Below are 16,888 nucleotides of genomic sequence, written 5' to 3'. Positions count from 1 at the left end.
TTGAGGCGTCGTGGTGGTGGGGTTGGTGCGGCGGCGTTGTGCGGTGGTGGTGGGCAGGGTGATGCCCTGATCCTCCGCGTACCGACAGCCTGACCGGTGAAAAGCCCGCTGACATGTGCGGAAAGCCCATGTCAGCGGGCTTTTTCGGCTGGGGCCGCGGAGTCAGCGGCGCCAGTTCGGTTCGCGTCGTTCCAGGAACGACGCGATGCCTTCGCGCGCCTCCTCGGTGGTGATGATCTGCGCGGCGCACGTTGCCGCGGTGTCCGCTTCCTGTTCCAGGGAGCCGCGGATGGCGGCGGCCGTCAGCTGCTTCGTGGCGGCGAGGGCCGCTGGAGCGGCGCCCCGCAATCCGTCGAGGACGGGAGCGAGGGCTTCGTCGACGTCGTCGGCGGCGGCCGACACCAACCCGATGCGCGCTGCTTCTGCGGCGTCGAATCGTTCACCGGCGAGGAAGTAGCGGCTCATCGCCCGCCCGTCGAGGCGGGGGAGGAGCGTGGTCGACGAGATGACCGGCGTCAGCCCGAGGCGCACGTCGGTGATCGCGAAGGTCGCGCTCGTCGCGGCCACCGCGATGTCGCAGGCGCCGAGCAGCGCGAGGCCGGCTGCCCTGGCGTGGCCGGTCACGCGGGCGACGACGGGCTTGGGCGATCCGGCGATTTCCCGGAACAGGCCGAGGACCTGACGCGGTCCGGTCGCGTGGTCGGCCGTGCCGAGGGCCTCGCGCACGTCGATCCCGGCGCAGAACACGGGGCCGGTGTGGGTGATCAGGATCGCCCGTACGTCCACATCGGACGATTCCTCGGCAAGCGCTCGGGTCAGCTCGGTGATGAGGCCGGCGGACAAGGCGTTCCGGTTCCGCGGTGAGTCGAGCGTGAGCGTGGCGATGCCGCGGTCGTAGGAACGCAGCACGGGTGCGGACGTGGGCATGTTCGTGCGACTCCAAAGATCGTGCTGTCAGCGGAAAAGCTCTCCAGCCGTTGTGCGCTAGGAAAGCGGGGTCCGGTACGTCTCGCGGAGCGTCAAGACGGTGATCAACGTCAGCGCGGTGCACCCGACGAGGTACCAGCCGTACCAGGAGACGTGCCCGGCGGCCTGCAGGGCGGTCGCGATGGTCGGGGCGGTCCCGCCGAAGACCGCCACGGCGACCGAGTACGGCACGCCGATCCCGGTGACGCGCACGCGAGCGGGGAAGATCTCCACCATCACGGCTGCCGCAATCGCCGTCATGCAGCTGAGGAGCAGCAGGCCCGCGGCCTGGACGAGGATCAGCCGGATCATGCTGCCGCCGGCCAGGTCCAGCAGCGGAACGGTGCCCGCGCAGAAGCCCACCGAGTAGACCAGGAGCAGCGGTTTGCGGCCGATGCGGTCGGAGAGCACGCCCGCGATCGGCTGGGCGATTGCGAACACCACCAGGGAAATCGTGCCCGCGGTCAACGCCTGGCCCTTGGTGACGCCGCCCGCGGTCACGGCGTAGGCGGGCAGGTAGGCGGTCCAGGTGTAGAAGACCGCGGCCGGGCCCAGCGAGATCCCGAGGACCTGCAGGGTCGGCACCGGGTGGCGGCGAGCGAACTCGAAGACGCCGGGACGTGCGGCCTTGCCGGCGCGGATTTCCGCGGTGTGCGAGGAAGTCTCCGCGGCGCCGCGGCGGATCCACCAGCCGACGAGGGCGAGCGCGGCGCCGACCCCGAAGAGGATCCGCCAACCGTAGTCGCCCATCGCCCGCTCGCCGGTGAGGGCGATCAGCAGAGCGCCGGAGGAGGTCAGGGCGATCTTGCCGATGTTCGAGCCGACGTAGAGGAAGCTGGAGTACAGGCCGCGGCGGTGCGGAGGTGCGGACTCGACCATGAAGGCCGACGCCGCGCCCCACTCGCCGCCGGTGGAGATGCCCTGCGCGAGCCGGGCCACCACGAGCAGTGCTGGGGCGACCACGCCGACCTGGGCATAGGTCGGCAGGGCGGCGATGAGCAGGCTGCCGCCGCCCATCATGGCGATGGACAGGGTGAGCGCGGCACGACGCCCGTAGCGGTCGCCGAACGCCCCGAGCACCAGCCCGCCGAAGGGACGGGCCAGGAACCCGACCGCGAACACCCCGAAAGTGCCCAGCATGGGAACCAGGCTGGAAGCCGAGTCCTGGGGGAAGAACTTGTCGGCGAAGAAGATCGCCAGGTACGCGTAGGCGGACCAGTCGTACCACTCGACCAGGTGCCCGATCGTGCCGGCGAGGAACTGCCGCCGGCGGTCGGGCACCTCGCCCGGTGTGCTGCGACGCGGGGCGGTTACGTCTGTCATGGGTGCGGCTCCTCCGCGTGTGCTCGCTGGATCGGGGCAGGTGCGTCGGTCAGCAGGTCTCGAGCTCACTGGGGCGGCCGAGCTCGGCGAGCACTTCCTCGGTGTGCTCGCCGAGCCCGGGGCAGTGCCGCCGAAGCCGGCCAGGGGTGCGGGAGAAGCGGACCGGCGGCGCGACGTAGCGGTAGGCCCCCTCGGTCGGGTGCAGGGCGGTCTGCACCAGGCCGCCCTGCCGCGCGTATTCGCTCTCCGCCGCCTCCTCCAAGGTGCGGACGGGATGCGCGGGAATGCTGACCCGGTCGCAGAACCGCTGCCACTCGGCGGAGGTGAACTTCGGGGTGAGCTCCCGGAGGCGGCGGTAGACCTCGTCGGCGTGCCGCACGCGTCCGGCCATGGTCGTGAACCGGGAATCCCCGGCGAGGTCCGGGCGGCCGGCGAAGGTGAAGAAGTCGCGCCAGTTCCGGTCGTTGTACGGGAGGATGCACATGAAGCCGTCGGCCGTGCGGCAGGCCTTGCGTTCGGGGCTGAGCACCCGGGAATAGCCGTAGCCGGGGTCCCGCGTCGGTTCGAGCGAAGCGCCGGCGAGGTGCTCGACCAGGTTGAAGGCGATCATCGTGTCGGCCATCGGCACCTCGACGTGCTGTCCGAGGCCGGTCCGGTCCCGGTGGCGCAGGGCGGCGAGCAGGGACTGGACGATCACCAAGCCGCAGACCTTGTCCGCGATGACGGTCGGCACGTAGTACGGCTCACCGGTGACGCGCTCGTTGAGCGCGACCAGGCCGGATGCGGCCTGCAGGATGTCGTCGTAGGCCGCGTTGCCGCTCAGCGGTGAGTCGCTCCGAAAACCCTGTGCGTTGACGTAGACCAGGCCGGGGTTGATCTCCGCCACGTCGTCGTAGGACAGGCCGAGGCGGCGCAGGGCGTCCGGCCGGACGTTGGTGAGGAAGGCATCCGCGGTGCGCAGCAGCGCAAGCAGCGCGTCATGCCCGGTCGCCGTCTTCAGGTCGAGTTCCACGCTGCGCTTGTTGCGGTTGATGTTCAGGGTGGCGCCCGCCATGCCCTGGTTCCGCTTGGGCTCGAAGTGCCGGGTCGGGTCGCCGCCTGGGGCCTCGATCTTGATGACGTCCGCGCCGAGGTCGCCGAGCTGCGCGCCCGCGTAAGGGCCCATGATCACCGTCGCCAGCTCGACGATCCGCAGTCCGGACAGCGGGCCATCGAGGGCGGGATGTTCCGTCGCCATGTCAATTCCTCCTGCGATCGGCCGGGCGCCCCCATGGGAGTTCAGGTGGCGCGCGGCATCATTGAAAGCGAGTGGATTGATCCACCTCCAATACTTCTTTGGCGTCGATTGATAGGCTGAGTCATATGGATCTGACGCCGCGGCTCCTGGAACAGTTCGTGGTCCTCGCCGAGGAGCGGCATTTCGGACGCGCGGCAGAGCGGCTCTCGATGAGCCAGCCCCCGCTCAGCCAGGCGCTTCAGCGGCTGGAGCGGCAACTCGGCGTGCCGCTGCTGGTGCGCAGCACGCGCGCAGTGCGCCTGACCCCCGCGGGCGAAGCCTTCGCGCAGGACGCGCGGCGACTGCTGGACGCGCAAGCCTCCGCGGTCGAACGGGCCAGGCGGATCGCCCACGGCGCTGAGGGGGAACTGCAGCTGGGCTACGTCAGCGGCCTCGCCCACGCGTTCCTGCCGCGCCTGCTCCGCGAGGCCCGGCAGCACCTCCCAGGACTGCGTCTGCACCTCCACCAGAACCTCTCGAGCGAACTCGTCGCCTCGGTCCGTTCCGGGTTCCTCGATCTGGCATTCGTCCGCGGTCCGGTCGCCGACGCCGACGGCGTCGACCTCCAGGACCTCGGCTCCGAACGACTCGTCGTCGCACTGCCCGAGGAGCATTCCCTTGCAGGGCGCGACATCCTGCGGCTGGACGACCTCGTCGACGAGGACTTCGCCTTGCCGTCGCTGACCGCGCTCGCCGCCCTCGCCGAGCAGGTGAGCGCCGCGTGCCGGGCAGTCGGGTTCACGCCGCGCGAGCTGGCCCGGGCCGACAGCCTCTCGGGGCTGCTCGCTGGCGTGGCCGCAGGAGGCGCGGTGGCCCTGGTGCCGGAACAGGTGGGTGCGAGCAGGCCGGCCGGGGTCGTCTTCCGGCCGCTCGAAGATCCGACCGGGTTCCTCGCCGTGGCGACCTTCGCCGCCACGCGCGACCACCAAAAAGACCCGGCCGTGCTCCGCCTCCTGGACCTGCTCGAGTCGTTCGACGACGCAGGCCGAGGCGAGTGATCGCGACGCCCCGCGTCACGCGTCCGGGGCGAGTTTGGCGGCCGCGTTCAGGGCCGCCGCCAGGGTCATCAGGCCGCGTGCGGTGCGGGGGTTGGCTCCGGTGAGGTTCGCGATCCGGGAGAGCCTGTTGTCGATCGTGTTCGGGTGGACGTGCAGCCGGCCCGCGGCCCGGCTCCGGTTGAAGTCGGCGGCGAAGTAGGCCCGCAGCGTCGCCAGCAGGTCCGGTTCGCGGGCCAGATCGTCCACTATGGACAATAGGTGTGGTAGCGCCGCGCTGTCGTGGCGGAGCTGGTACTCGAACAGCAGGTCTTCGAGCACGGCCACGTCGCCGGGCGTGCCCAGCTGAACGAGGCGCCGGGCCTGGTCCGTGACGGCCGGGACGGCGGAACGGTCTCCGGCGTGCGCGAATCCCGCCGTCACGTCGACGCCGATGACCCGTTGCAACCGGCCTACCGCGGACCGCGCTGCCGCCAGGTCGGCGGCGGCGCGATCGGGAGCGGAGGGGAGGAGGACCAGGCCCCCGTCCGGTTCCAGCGCGATGAGGGCGTCGTCGGGCAACGAGCGGGTCAATTCGTCGGTGAGCCGGTGGACCTTGCGTCGTCCGGCGAGGCGGCGCCCGGCCGCGTTGTCAACGGATTCGGATGGTTCTGGCGCGAACTGGAGCGCGAGGACCGCGTAGCCCTCGGCCGGCTTGATGTCGACACGGCCGGCCGCCCCGTCGCTTGCCTCGCCGCTCACCAACGCGTGCACCGCGGCGCGCATGGTCTCCCGCTCCTCGCTGCGCACCGCCTGGTATTCGTCTTGGTGCGCCTGGAATCCGACGTGCATGGTGCGGTGCAGGCAGCGCAGCAGCACGGCTGCCGCGGCCGCGGGCGGCTCGCCGCCCGCGAGGCGTGACACTTCGTCCCACAGTGCTTCGGCGCCCACCAGGTAGGCGTCCATGAGGTCGGTGACGGGCAGTCCCTCCGCGCCGCGCTCCCCACCCCTGTCCCGGAAGAGCTCCAGCTCGTCGTCGCGCGGCTCCCGCTCCTGCTTGGCCATGCGCACGTAGAGCCGGCCGAACTCGCGGCTGCTGTGCGCCATGTGGCGGTGGAGGTGCTCGGGGACATCGCCCTGGTAGAGCGGTGACGCGGCGGCGTAGGCATGGATCGCGCGATCGACGATCTCGGGCATCCGGTGTTCGAGCCGATCCCACAGATCCTGTGACATGCCACAGCACGCTAACCCAAATCCTGGGGAAAACGCGCTACCGGTGCGGCACCTGCCGGTTCAGGGTTGGGGCGAGGCACATGACCCCGAGGGGCGGCCCCGACGAGAACGGAGCACGACCATGACGACGACGTCCCGCCCCCTCGACGGCGCGGTGTGCCTGGTCACCGGGGGTGGCCGGGGGATCGGCCGGGCAAGTGCCCTGGCCATGGCCCGCGCCGGAGCGGCCGTTGCGGTGGCGGCGCGGACCACCGCGCAGCTGGCCGACGTCGTCCAGGAGATCCGCGGCGAAGGCGGCACGGCGCTCGCCGTCAAGGCCGACATCACCTCCCGCGACGAGTGCCGCGCGATGGTCGAGCGGACCGTTGCCGAACTCGGCAGGCTCGACGTGCTCCTGTGCAACGCCGGGGGAGGACTGACCGGGGGAAAGCTCGTCGACAGCGATCCCGAGGCCTGGGCTGGGACGGTGGTCCTCAACCTGACCGGCGTGTTCCACTGCTGCCAGGCCGCCATCCCCGTCATGGCGCGGCAAGGCGCCGGGAAGGTCCTGCTGATGGGCTCCGGGGCCGGGCACGCCGCCACCCCGGGCATGTCGGCCTACGCCGCCGCGAAGGCCGGGGCGTCGCAGCTCGTCCGGGTCCTCGCGCAGGAGGTGTGGCAGGACGGCATCGACGTCAACGAGATCGTCCCGGGGCCGGTGGCCACCGAACTCACCAGTCCGCACTTCACCCTCGGCGAATCCCTCCGGGGCGCCAGGAGCGAGCGCGTCAAGGCGCCCGACGAGGTCGCCGAACTCGTCCTGTGGCTGGCGACCAGGCCGCACGGCGGGCCGACCGGCCAGACCTTCAGCCTCGCGCGACGACCGCTGTGACCACGTGATCGAAACAGACGCGGGGACTTCCGGCCCTGTGCTCGGCCACCCGGCGGGTTCCACCCTCGTGCTGTGCTCGGGTAGTGGCCGTCTTTTCGGCCACCGCGAACCCGGCACCGGATCAGGATGCGTCGATGGCGGGGCTCGGCGGCCTCGCCCTGGGGAGGCGCGATGGCCCACTTGGCGCGAGACCGTGCAGCCGTGCTGCGAAGCATCGGGCTGGCGGGAGGTGTCCTGGCCTTCGCGACCGCGTGCGTCCCCCCTGGAGACGTCCCGGCCGGCAGCGGACCTGGAACACCCCCGCCACCGACGACGGCCCCGCCGGTCACCGGCGGAGCCATTGCGGTCCAGACCCGCGAAGTGCCCAACCTCGGCGCCGTGCTCACGGGTCCGGACGGGCGCACGGTGTACCTGTTCGACAAGGATCGAAGCGACCAGCTGGCCTGCCTGGAGGCGTGCGCAGGCGATTGGCCGCCGCTGACCACGACCGCTCCGCCCACCGCGGGTCCGGCCGTGAACGCGGCCCTGCTCGCCACGACCCGGCGCCCGGACGGCAGCACGCAGGTCGTCTACAACGGACACCCGCTGTACTACTACGTCGGCGATGAACTGGCGGGCCAGGCCAACGGTCAAGCCGTGGACTCCAACGGAGGCAGCTGGTACGCGATCTCACCCGCGGGGAACCGGATCGGCGGGTAGGACGGCCGGAGCAGGGGAGATGAGGACCATGGCACACGCGGGACACGGGGGAGTCCACTACCCGAGCGCCCGGGAGTCCTGGGCGGGCGGGGTGGAGCTGTTCGCCGCGGTGATGATGATCATCATCGGGTTCTTCCACGTCATCATCGGGCTCGCGGCGATCCTGCGGAGCTCGTACTACGTCGTCACCCACGACTACGCCTTCAGCATCGACGTCACGACGTGGGGGTGGGTGCACCTGGTGCTGGGCGTCCTGGTCGGGGCCACCGGAATCGCGTTGACCGCGGGCCAGTCCTGGGCGCGGGTCGTCGGCCTGATCATCGCCGGCCTCAGCGCCCTGGGGAACTTCTTGTTCATCCCGTACGCCCCGGTGTGGTCGCTGCTCATCATCGTGATCGACGTCGCCGTGATCTGGGCGCTGGCCGTGGATCTCCGGGAACAGCCGGCTCGCCGGACGGTCCCGGACGACCAGTAGGAGTGGGCACCGTGAACCCGCGGCGGTGCGAGTTGAGTCCCGCACCGCAAGCGGCCACCGCCGCTTGATCATTCGACGCGTGCGGGCGCCGCCTCCTCCTCGCCGGGCAGGCGGATGTCGATGACGTCGATGTTGACCTCCACGACCTGCAGCCCGGTCATGCGTTCCACGGCGGTGATGACGTTGCGCCGCACCGCTCGTGCCAGCTCCACCAAGGAAACGCCGTAATCCACGATGATCTGCAAGTCGATCGCGGTCTGCTTCTCGCCCACTTCCACGTTCGCGCCCGAGGTCTGCGCGGCGCTGGCGCCGGGAATGCGCTCCCTCAGCGCGCCGAACGCCCGTGCCATCCCGCCGCCCAACGCGGCCACGCCGGGGACTTCGCGGGTGGCCGTCACCGCGATCTTCTGCACCACCACGACCCCGATCGTCGTGCGTCCCTGACCGGTCTCGGCGACTTCGCCGGCCGTCGTGGTCCACCTGACCGCCTCGGTGGTCTCCGCCTGCTCTTTCGATGTTCTTCCGCCTGATTCGGCCATCGCTGCCGTCTCCCTGTTCGATTTCGGCTCGCGCACGTCTCGCCCGAGATTCGGTGATGACTGGCTGCCTACCAGTCTGCGACGTTCGCGCACGGTCGGCAGGTCGTCGTAGGGCGTGCTCGTCGGGCAGTGCCGCACGCGCGGCCGGCTGTCGCCGGGGGAGGCCGTCAGCTTAATGTTGCTTAACGTTCAGCGAGCGCCTTAGGTTCACCCCGGATCTGAGATCCGCATCGCAGGTCAAGGGAGACTCGGCTGTGGAGATCGCGACTCGTCGCTCCTCGCGCCGACCGGGCACGGTCTCGGCGGCCGCGGTGGCGCGCGCCGCCGGCGTTTCCACCGCCGCCGTCTCCTACGTCATGAACGGAAAGGGCGGGGTGGCGCCGGAAACGCGCCGGCACATCCTCGCCGTCGCCGATGAAATCGGTTTTCGCCCGCCGAACCGGGGAAAACCGGTCGACCCGAATCGCACCCGCGTCATCGGGCTGGTGCAACCCAACATCATCAATCCGACCTATCCGCGATTCGCGCAGAGCATCGTTTCCGCGGCCGCCGAAGCCGGGTACGAGGTATTCGTCGCGACCACCCAGGACGACCTCCGGACGCTGGGCAAGGTCTCCAGCAGCCTGGTGCACCGCAACGTCGACGGGGTCGTCCTGAGCGCCGCGTTCCGGGAGGACGCCACCGCGTTGCGGACGCTGCGCGCCGCCCGGATCCCGTACGTCTACCTGTCGCGGAGATCCCAGTACCTGGAGGGCGATTTCGTCGGCATTGACGACGCCGCCGCGGCGACCTCGTTGATGGAGCACGTGCTGGCGCACGGCCACACCGACATCGCCGCCGTGATCGGGCCGCGGTTCTCCTCGGCGTCCCTGGCCCGGGAGCAGGCCTTCGTGTCGACCGCCCGCGCGCACGGCGTCGACATCGGCGGCGACCGCAAGATCAGCACCGAGCTCAACAGCGACGGCGGCCGCCGCGCGGCGGCCCGCCTGTTCGCCCGAGATGATCCGCCGAGCGCCATCGTGTGCGGCAGCGACGAGCTCGCGATCGGCATCCTGGAGTACGCGGTGGAACACGGCATCCGGGTGCCCGAGGACGTCGCGGTGACCGGGCACGACGGCATTCCGCACAGCATGTCCGGGCTGATCGGGCTCACCACCGTCATGCAGCCGCACGAGGAAATGGGCCGGGAGGCCTTCGGAATGCTGCTCAAACGCATGGAAAAGCCGTCGAACAGCTACCAATCGCTGGTGTGCGCGCACCGCCTGCACATCGGCCGGACCTGCGGTTGCGAACCGACCCGGGCCGCCGAGAAATCCCGCCGCTGAAAAAGCGAATTCCCGAAGAAGAACCCGACCATCCGCACGCCGGAAAAGAACCGAAGGTCACGCCATGCCGAAAAGCGCCCCAGAATCGGTGATGCGCTCGCCCAGCGAGCTGAACGGAGTCATTTTCCGCAAGTTGCTCCCGCTGCTGATCGGGGCCTACATCATCAGCTTCCTGGACCGGACCAACATCGGTATCGCGAAGGAACACCTGCAGATCGACCTGGGCATTTCGGCGACCGCCTACGGGATCGGCGCCGGGCTGTTCTTCATCACCTACGCGCTGGCGGAGATCCCGTCGAACCTGATCCTGCACCGGGTCGGGGCGCGGTTCTGGATCACCCGGATCATGATCACCTGGGGCCTGGTGTCCGCCGGAATGGCCTTCGTGCAGGGCGAGTGGTCCTTCTACATCATGCGGATGCTGCTCGGCGTGGCCGAGGCCGGCCTGTTCCCGGGCGTCATGTACTTCCTGACGCAGTGGTTCACCCGCGCCGACCGCGCCAAGGCCAACGGCCTGTTCCTGCTCGGCGTGTCCGCGGCGAGCATCCTCGGCCCGCCGCTGGGCGGCCTGCTGCTCGGGATGGGCGGCCTCGGCGGCATGCACGGCTGGCAGTGGATGTTCCTGATCGAGGGGCTCCCGGCCTGCCTGTTCGCCTTCGTGGTGTGGAAGAAGCTGCCCGACCGGCCGGACCAGGCGAAGTTCCTGACCGCGGCCGAAGCCGAAGACCTGCAGCGCCGCATCGCCGCCGAGGACGAGGCGGGCGCCGAGGCGTCCGGCACGCACAGCATGCGCCAGGTGTGGCGGGACAAGCAGATCCTGCTGGTGGTCGCGATCTACCTGTCGCAGCAGATCGCGGTGTACGCGCTGTCCTACTTCCTGCCGTCGATCATCGGCACCTACGGCCAGCTGTCGTCGCTGCAGATCGGGTTGCTGACCTCGGTCCCGTGGATCTTCGCCGGCCTGGGCGCGTTCCTGGTGCCGCGGTTCGCCGTCAACGGCGGCAGCTCCCGCAGGCTGGTCACCATCACGATGGGCGGGATCTGCGTCGGTTTCGCGCTGGGCGCGGTCTCCGGCCCGGTCGTCGGCCTGATCGGGTTCTGCCTCGGCGCGTTCTCGTTCTTCGCGATGCAGCCGATCCTCTACACGTTCCCGGCGTCCCGGCTGAGCGGGGCGACCCTGGCGGGCGGCATCGCGTTCGTCAACACCATCGGGCTGTTCGGCGGATTCCTCGGCCCGTACGTGATGGGCGCGATGGAGGACTTCACCGGCAGCAAGCTGTCCGGCCTGTGGTTCGTCGTCGGCGTGTGCGCCATCGGCACCGCGCTGTCGTTCTTCCTCAAGTACGGCGACGCCGAACGGCGTTCGTGACACCGGAGTTCCAGGAAGGGTGCAGGAAGTGGATTTCTCGGGAAAGCGGGTGCTCGTCACCGCCGGTGCGGACGGCATCGGGCTGGCGATCGCCGACCGGTTCGCCGGGCTCGGCGCCCGCGTGCTCGTCACCGATATCAACGAGGACGCGGTGCGGGCGGCCGGGCAACGGGGCCTGGCGGCCCGGATCTCGGATGCTTCGAGCGAAGCGCAGGTCGAGGAGCTGATGGGGGCCGTGCGCGCGGAGCTCGGCGGCCTGGACGTGCTGGTCAACAACGCGGGCATCGCCGGTCCGACCGGGCCGGTGGAAACGCTGGACGGCGCCGCGTGGGCGCGGACCTTCGAGGTCAACATCCACAGCCAGTTCTACTGCGTGAAGCACGGGTTGCCGCTGCTGCGCGAGGCCACCGACGCGTCCATCGTGAACCTCTCCTCGGCCGCGGGGCGGCTCGGCATGGCCGGGCGCAGCGCGTACTCGGCGTCGAAGTGGGCGGTGGTGGGCTTCACCAAGACCCTGGCGATCGAGCTCGGCCCGGAGGGGATCCGGGCGAACGCGATCTGCCCCGGCGCGGTCGACGGCCCGCGCATCCGCGCGGTCATCGAGGCGAAGGCCGAGATGCTGGGCAGGCCGGTGGCGGAGATCGCGGCCGCCTACCAGGACCAGTCGTCGATGAGCCGGCTGGTCACCGCCGAGGACATCGCGGACATGGCCGCGTTCCTGGCGAGCCCGCTGGCCCGCAACGTCAACGGCCAGGCGATGGCGGTCGACGGCAACACCGAGAAGCTCTACTGACGATCCACTGTGGAGGTTTGACGCAGATGGCAACCGGTCGCAAGGTCATCATCACGTGCGCGGTGACGGGCGCGATCCACACCCCGTCGATGTCGGAGCACCTGCCCGTCTCGCCGGCGGAGATCGCCGAGGCGGCGCTGGGCGCGGCCGAGGCGGGGGCGGCGATCGTGCACCTGCACGCCCGCGATCCCGAGGACGGCAGGCCCTCGCAGGACCCAGCCCACTTCGAACCGATCCTGGCGCAGCTGAAGTCGCACACCGACGCGGTCATCAACATCACCACCGGCGGCTCGCCGCACATGACCGTGCAGGAGCGGATGCGGCCCGCCGCGGTGTTCAAGCCCGAGCTGGCGTCGCTGAACATGGGCTCGATGAACTTCGGCCTCTACCCGATGCTGGACCGCTTCAAGGAATTCCGGCACGACTGGGAGCGGGAGGCCCTGGAGAAGAGCCGGGACCTGGTGTTCAAGAACACCTTCGCCGACATCGAGGCGATCCTGGCCATCGGCGCGGAGAACGGCACCCGGTTCGAGTTCGAGTGCTACGACATCGCACACCTCAACAACCTGGCGCACTTCGCTTCGCGCGGCCTGGTGCAGGGCCCGCTGTTCGTCCAGTCGGTGTTCGGGCTGCTGGGCGGGATCGGTGCGCACCCCGAGGACCTGATGCACATGCGCCGCACGGCCGACCGCCTGCTCGGCGACACCTACCAGTGGTCGATCCTGGGCGCGGGCCGCAACCAGATCCCGCTGGCCACCATCGGCGCGGCCCAGGGCTCGCACGTGCGCGTCGGCCTGGAGGATTCGCTGTGGATCGGGCCGGGCGAGCTGGCCAAGACCAACGCCGACCAGGTGACCCGCATCCGCACCGTGCTGGAGGCGCTGAACCTGGAGGTCGCCACCCCCGACGAGGCCCGCGAGATCCTGCGGCTCAAGGGCAAGGACCAGGTCGGCTTCTGACCGCCCGAGCCCTGGCGAGGTCATCGTTGCCGGGGCTCGGTTCGAGTCGCGGCACGAGCTGCTCGCCCCCGCTCGGCCGCCAGGCCGGCGCCGAGCCACCGGCCGACGAGATGCGCGCGTAGCTCACAACCAGTTGCGGCGCTTGAAGATCGTGTAGAGGCTCAGGCAGACCACCAGCATGAGGACGACCGCGAAGGGGTAGCCGAGGCCCCAGTGGAGTTCGGGCATGAAGTCGAAGTTCATCCCGTACACCGTGCCGATCAGGGTGGGCGCGAACAGGATCGCCGCCCACGACGAGATCTTCTTGATCTCCTCGTTCTGCGCGTAGCTGGCCTCGGTCATCCGCTTCATCTCTTCGTTCTGGGCCTGGGTGACCAGCGTGGCGTTGACCGTGAGGATGTTGTCGAGCATCTGGCGGAACCCGTCGACGCGCTCGGCGACCGTGGTGGCGTGGTCGGCGACGTCGCGCAGGTAGCGCTGCAGCTCCTCGTCGATGCCGTACTTCTGGAAGCCCGCCTCCAGGCTCCGCAGGATGGCCAGCAGCGGCTGCGTCGCCCGCTGGAACTCGATGACCTCGCGGGACAGCTCGTAGATGCGCCGCGAAACGTTCGGATTCGCCTCGAAGACCTCGGTCTCGATCTCGTCGATGTCGTTCTGCAGGCCCGCGATGACCGGCGCGTAGCCGTCGACGACGTTGTCCAGCACCGCGTACAGCACGGCCTCCGGGCCGCGCCGCAGCAGATCCGGGTCGTCCTCCATGCGGCGGCGCACCGCCGACAGGTCGGGGGACTGGCCGTGGCGGACGGTGAGCACGAAGTTGGGGCCGATGAAGAGGTGCAGCTCGCCGAAGCTGACCTCTTCGGTCTCGTCCACGTAGGTGGCGGCGCGCAGCACCACGAACAGCGTGTCGCCGTAGCGCTCGATCTTGGGGCGCTGGTGGGCGACGATCGCGTCCTCGACGGCGAGCTTGTGGAGGTCGAACTCCTCGGCGGCGGCCAGCAGCTCCTCTTCGGCGGGGCGGTACAGCCCGATCCACGCCATCGTGCCGGGCTCGTCCCGCAGCAGCCGGTAGGTCTCGGCGAGGCTGGACGGGGTGGCGGTCCGGACGCCGTCGCGGTAGATCGCGGTGTCGATCAGCGGCCGGTCCGCCAGCGGCCGCTCGTCGGCGGAGCGGGGGTCCATGGAGTGCTCGGGAGCGGCGGGCCCAGACTGCTTCGGGGTGCGCCGGGGGCGCTTGCGCAAGGGACGCCATTCGGGCACGAGGACCTCCTGGGCGGTCAGGGCATGCGTGGGCCGAGCGAGCGCCCGGCGGCTGCGATCGAGACCAGCCTACTCAGTCCAGGCCGAGGTCCGCTGACACCGGTCCGCCCGGCCTCATCGCCGATTTGCCCGTCGAACGTCATCCGCCCCCGAACTCGCCTGCACCTTCCGCTGTCCGTTGTGCACTTAGGAGAGTCCTATGTGCACAACGGGCGGTGGACGTCGGACTTCGCGCGGCGTGGGGTCCGGTGGCCTGCGGCGAGGCTGCTCCGGCTGGCCGTCCCTGGAACGCGAGCTGTCGCTGTTCGCCAGGCAGCACCTGTCCGTTCGGCAGTCCCGCCCCGTCGGGGCGACGCGGCGCGAAGTGCGGCGGAGCGGGCGTTTTCGGCCGACGTCAACGCCCGCCCCTCCGCGGATCCGGTCGTCAGTGCAGGGTTTGCAGCGCTTCCTTGCTGAACGGGACGAGTTCCGCCAGGCGGCCACCGAGGACCTTGTCGCCCCACTCCGGGTCGGCGATCAGTGCTCGACCGACGGCGACGAGGTCGAACTCGTCGCGCTCCAGGTGTTCGGCGAGCCGCTCGATGCTCTCCACCGCCGCTGCGGCTCCCGTGATGGCGCCGGGCTCGAAGACCTTGTCGAGGCCGACCGAGCCGACGGTGATGACCGGCTTGCCGGTGAGCTTCTTCGTCCACCCGGCGATGTTCAGGTCCGACCCGGATTCCGGGAACTCCGGCACCCAGTAGCGGCGTCCGGAGGCGTGGAAGGCGTCGACTCCCGCGTCGGCCAGCGGGGTGAGCAGGGATTCGAGCTCGCCGGGATCCTCGGCGAGCCGGGCGTCGTAGTGGTCGGCCTTCCACTGGGAGAACCGCAGCACGACGGGGAAGTCCGGCGCGACCCGCTCGCGGACGGCGGCCACGATGTCGGCGGCGAACTTGGTCCGGGAGAGCAGGTCGCCGCCGTAGGCGTCGGTGCGCTGGTTGGTGCGTTCCCACAGGAACTGGTCGATGAGGTAGCCGTGCGCGCCGTGCAGTTCCACGCCGTCGAAGCCGATCCGCTCGGCCGCCTGCGCGGCGTCGGCGAACGCGCTGATGACGTCGTCGATGTCGGCCAGCGTCAGCGGCTCGCCCGTGCCGGGCATGCCGTCCAGCGTGAGTCCGGATGGTCCCACGGACGGGGCCTCCGGGAACGGCGGTGCGCCGGCCGGCCGCTGGATCCCGACGTGCCAGATCTGCGGCATGATCTTGCCGCCGTGCGCGTGCACGGCCTCCACGACGCGGCTCCAGCCGGCGAGCTGCTGCTCGCCGTGGAAGCGGGGGACCCCGTCGCTGAAGCCGGCGGACCGGTGGTCGACGAAGGTGCCTTCGGTGATGATCAGGCCGGTCCCCGCCGCGGCGCGGCGCGCGTAGTAGGCGGCCACGTCCTCGCCGGGCACGCCACCGGGGGAGAGCTGGCGGGTCATGGGTGCCATGACGATCCGGTTCGGCAGCTCTGCCGAACCCAACGTGAACGGGCGGGACAGTGCCTGAGCTGCGCGGGTGCTCACCGTGTCGGTCTCCTGCCGTGTGCTTGCGGGCGATCGCCCGCGTTTAAATGTTCAAGTCAAAGATACATTTAGCGGCGAGAAGTGCAACTGTGATAGTTGCTATTCTGGGGTGGACGTCGGCGTCGATCCGCGGGAGGGGGTGGAGACCGTGCTGGACATCCGGTTCTCCCGCGCGTTGCAGGTGATGCTGTTCCTGGCGATCGCCGCCGAAGAGGACTCCGCCGCGTTGAGCTCGGCCCACCTGGCCGGCAGCCTGAACGCCAACCCGAGCCTGGTCCGCAAGCTCCTCGTGCCGCTGGCGAACGCCGGGCTGGTCGTCTGCGCCAAGGGTCGTGCCGGCGGGGCCCGGCTGGGGCGCCCGGCGGATCGGATCACGCTGGCGGAGATCTACCGCTGCGCCGTCGGCGACAAGCCCCTGTGGGCCTGCTCGCCGGAGGCGGAAGACATGTGCCTGGTCACCGCGCGCTCAGGGGAGTACTTCGCCGCGCTCACGGCCGAGGCCGAGCAAGCGGTGCTGAATTCGCTCGGTGACCGCACGCTCGCCGAGAGCGTGCGCGAGCTGCGCGGCCTCGACGCGAAGTCCGGTCAGTAGGCTCGACGCCCCGCCGCTCCCGGGAGCGACGGGGCGTGCTCGTCCGGCCAGTGCGAATTCCTTTGTCGCCCATGGGTTTCAGGGGCTCGGTGGCGGCTGCTTCGCGTGGCCTTCGATCGCGATGCGCGCGGCGGCGGTGGACTTCCGCACGACGAGTTCGGGGGAGTAGCCCTGCTTGGTGAACACGCCGTCGAGCCAGAACATGCCGTAGCCGTGCGCCTGGGCGAACAGCTGCTCCATCAGTTCCAGGGCCTCCTGGGGGGTGTCCGACACGGCCAGGCAGAGCATCAGGAACTGATCGGTCAGCCGCCGCGTCTGCTCGTGCAGCTCGGCGTGCTTGGGGCCCTGCAGGTCGTCCGCGTAGATGACGTTCATGCCCGCGCGGCGTTCGAGGAGGTACTCGGTGTAGGCCCCGGCCGCCGCGGCGAGCGCGTCCACGGGATCCTCCCGGGTCTCGACGGCGGCCCGCACGCGTTCCGCGAGTTGGCACGCGACCGCGGCCGCGGCGGCCGCGAGCAGGCTCTCCCGTTCGGGGAAGTGCCGGTACGGCGCGCCCGGGCTGACCTTGGCCCGCCGCGCCACCTCCGCCACCGAGAAGCCGGCCAGGCCCCGTTCCGCGATCAGGTCCAGCGAGACGCGCACGAGCTTGGCGCGGAGGTCGCCGTGGTGGTACTTGCCGCCCATGCCGTGG

General features: G+C 70.4%; 17 protein-coding genes. 9 read left to right on the top strand and 8 right to left on the bottom strand.

The genetic code is table 11. The features are described 5' to 3' along the window. Window positions 1-162: 162 nt before the first annotated feature. From AB0H93_RS03700 to AB0H93_RS03690, 3 genes are read right to left on the bottom strand one after another with little or no spacing between them, the layout of a single operon-like run. Window positions 163-927 (bottom strand): enoyl-CoA hydratase family protein, encoded by a 765-nt coding sequence (locus AB0H93_RS03700; RefSeq protein ID WP_358566840.1) that lies wholly within the window; start codon window positions 925-927, stop codon window positions 163-165. A 57-nt stretch (window positions 928-984) separates the two neighbouring features. After that, a complete protein-coding gene (locus tag AB0H93_RS03695) occupies window positions 985-2,289 on the bottom strand; it encodes an MFS transporter (RefSeq protein WP_358566837.1) in 1,305 nt (434 codons plus the stop codon). Between the two features lie 49 nt (window positions 2,290-2,338). Continuing rightward, a complete protein-coding gene (locus tag AB0H93_RS03690) occupies window positions 2,339-3,526 on the bottom strand; it encodes a CoA transferase (protein WP_358566834.1) in 1,188 nt (395 codons plus the stop codon). A 125-nt stretch (window positions 3,527-3,651) separates the two neighbouring features. On the opposite strand from AB0H93_RS03690, the gene AB0H93_RS03685 reads away from it, so the two are divergent. Next, on the top strand, window positions 3,652-4,563 hold the full coding sequence (locus AB0H93_RS03685) for a LysR substrate-binding domain-containing protein (RefSeq protein ID WP_358566831.1): 912 nt from the start codon (window positions 3,652-3,654) through the stop codon (window positions 4,561-4,563). 15 nt (window positions 4,564-4,578) lie between these two features. Here the strand turns inward: AB0H93_RS03685 and AB0H93_RS03680 are convergent, their stop codons facing one another. After that, complete coding sequence (locus AB0H93_RS03680) at window positions 4,579-5,772, bottom strand: helix-turn-helix domain-containing protein (protein WP_358566828.1); 1,194 nt, start codon at window positions 5,770-5,772, stop codon at window positions 4,579-4,581. Between the two features lie 121 nt (window positions 5,773-5,893). On the opposite strand from AB0H93_RS03680, the gene AB0H93_RS03675 reads away from it, so the two are divergent. The 3 genes from AB0H93_RS03675 to AB0H93_RS03665 all read left to right on the top strand — a co-directional run bounded on the left by AB0H93_RS03675 (window position 5,894) and on the right by AB0H93_RS03665 (window position 7,817). Continuing rightward, window positions 5,894-6,643: an SDR family NAD(P)-dependent oxidoreductase gene (locus AB0H93_RS03675; protein ID WP_358566825.1), complete on the top strand. Its 750-nt coding sequence runs from the start codon at window positions 5,894-5,896 to the stop codon at window positions 6,641-6,643. Window positions 6,644-6,844: 201 nt separating this feature from the next. Continuing rightward, window positions 6,845-7,342: a hypothetical protein gene (locus AB0H93_RS03670; protein WP_358566822.1), complete on the top strand. Its 498-nt coding sequence runs from the start codon at window positions 6,845-6,847 to the stop codon at window positions 7,340-7,342. A 28-nt stretch (window positions 7,343-7,370) separates the two neighbouring features. Next, entirely contained in the window at window positions 7,371-7,817 is a 447-nt protein-coding gene (locus tag AB0H93_RS03665; protein WP_358566819.1) for a hypothetical protein, read from the top strand. 68 nt (window positions 7,818-7,885) lie between these two features. Here the strand turns inward: AB0H93_RS03665 and AB0H93_RS03660 are convergent, their stop codons facing one another. Then, the gene (locus tag AB0H93_RS03660) at window positions 7,886-8,449 is read right to left on the bottom strand and encodes an Asp23/Gls24 family envelope stress response protein (RefSeq protein ID WP_358566816.1); all 564 of its coding nucleotides are present in this window, start codon (window positions 8,447-8,449) and stop codon (window positions 7,886-7,888) included. 161 nt (window positions 8,450-8,610) lie between these two features. Here AB0H93_RS03660 and AB0H93_RS03655 point away from each other — a divergent pair, with 161 nt between their 5' ends. From AB0H93_RS03655 to AB0H93_RS03640, 4 genes are all read left to right on the top strand, one after another. Then, window positions 8,611-9,681, top strand: coding sequence for a LacI family DNA-binding transcriptional regulator (locus AB0H93_RS03655; RefSeq protein WP_358566813.1), 1,071 nt, complete (start codon window positions 8,611-8,613; stop codon window positions 9,679-9,681). A 64-nt stretch (window positions 9,682-9,745) separates the two neighbouring features. After that, window positions 9,746-11,050 carry an MFS transporter gene (locus tag AB0H93_RS03650; protein ID WP_358566810.1) on the top strand — a complete coding sequence of 435 codons (1,305 nt, stop codon included), beginning with the start codon at window positions 9,746-9,748 and terminating at the stop codon, window positions 11,048-11,050. Window positions 11,051-11,078: 28 nt separating this feature from the next. After that, window positions 11,079-11,843: an SDR family oxidoreductase gene (locus AB0H93_RS03645; protein WP_358566807.1), complete on the top strand. Its 765-nt coding sequence runs from the start codon at window positions 11,079-11,081 to the stop codon at window positions 11,841-11,843. 26 nt (window positions 11,844-11,869) lie between these two features. Further along, window positions 11,870-12,802, top strand: coding sequence for a 3-keto-5-aminohexanoate cleavage protein (locus AB0H93_RS03640; protein ID WP_358566804.1), 933 nt, complete (start codon window positions 11,870-11,872; stop codon window positions 12,800-12,802). 123 nt (window positions 12,803-12,925) lie between these two features. On the opposite strand, the gene corA is transcribed toward AB0H93_RS03640, so the two are convergent. After that, window positions 12,926-14,062 carry a magnesium/cobalt transporter CorA gene (gene corA, locus AB0H93_RS03635; protein WP_358566801.1) on the bottom strand — a complete coding sequence of 379 codons (1,137 nt, stop codon included), beginning with the start codon at window positions 14,060-14,062 and terminating at the stop codon, window positions 12,926-12,928. 424 nt (window positions 14,063-14,486) lie between these two features. Beyond that, entirely contained in the window at window positions 14,487-15,605 is a 1,119-nt protein-coding gene (locus AB0H93_RS03630; protein WP_358566799.1) for an NADH:flavin oxidoreductase, read from the bottom strand. 109 nt (window positions 15,606-15,714) lie between these two features. On the opposite strand from AB0H93_RS03630, the gene AB0H93_RS03625 reads away from it, so the two are divergent. Continuing rightward, window positions 15,715-16,197 carry an Rrf2 family transcriptional regulator gene (locus AB0H93_RS03625; protein ID WP_358566797.1) on the top strand — a complete coding sequence of 161 codons (483 nt, stop codon included), beginning with the start codon at window positions 15,715-15,717 and terminating at the stop codon, window positions 16,195-16,197. Between the two features lie 78 nt (window positions 16,198-16,275). Here AB0H93_RS03625 and AB0H93_RS03620 read toward each other — a convergent pair whose 3' ends face one another. After that, window positions 16,276-16,881 carry a TetR/AcrR family transcriptional regulator gene (locus AB0H93_RS03620; protein WP_358566794.1) on the bottom strand — a complete coding sequence of 202 codons (606 nt, stop codon included), beginning with the start codon at window positions 16,879-16,881 and terminating at the stop codon, window positions 16,276-16,278. Window positions 16,882-16,888 lie beyond the last annotated feature (7 nt).

It is taken from the genome of Saccharopolyspora sp. NPDC050642 (genome assembly GCF_040654735.1).
In the GTDB taxonomy this organism is placed as follows: Bacteria; Actinomycetota; Actinomycetes; order Mycobacteriales; family Pseudonocardiaceae; genus Saccharopolyspora; species Saccharopolyspora elongata.
Note: the sequence above shows the minus strand (reverse complement) of the source record. Positions and strands in the feature narration are given on the sequence as shown.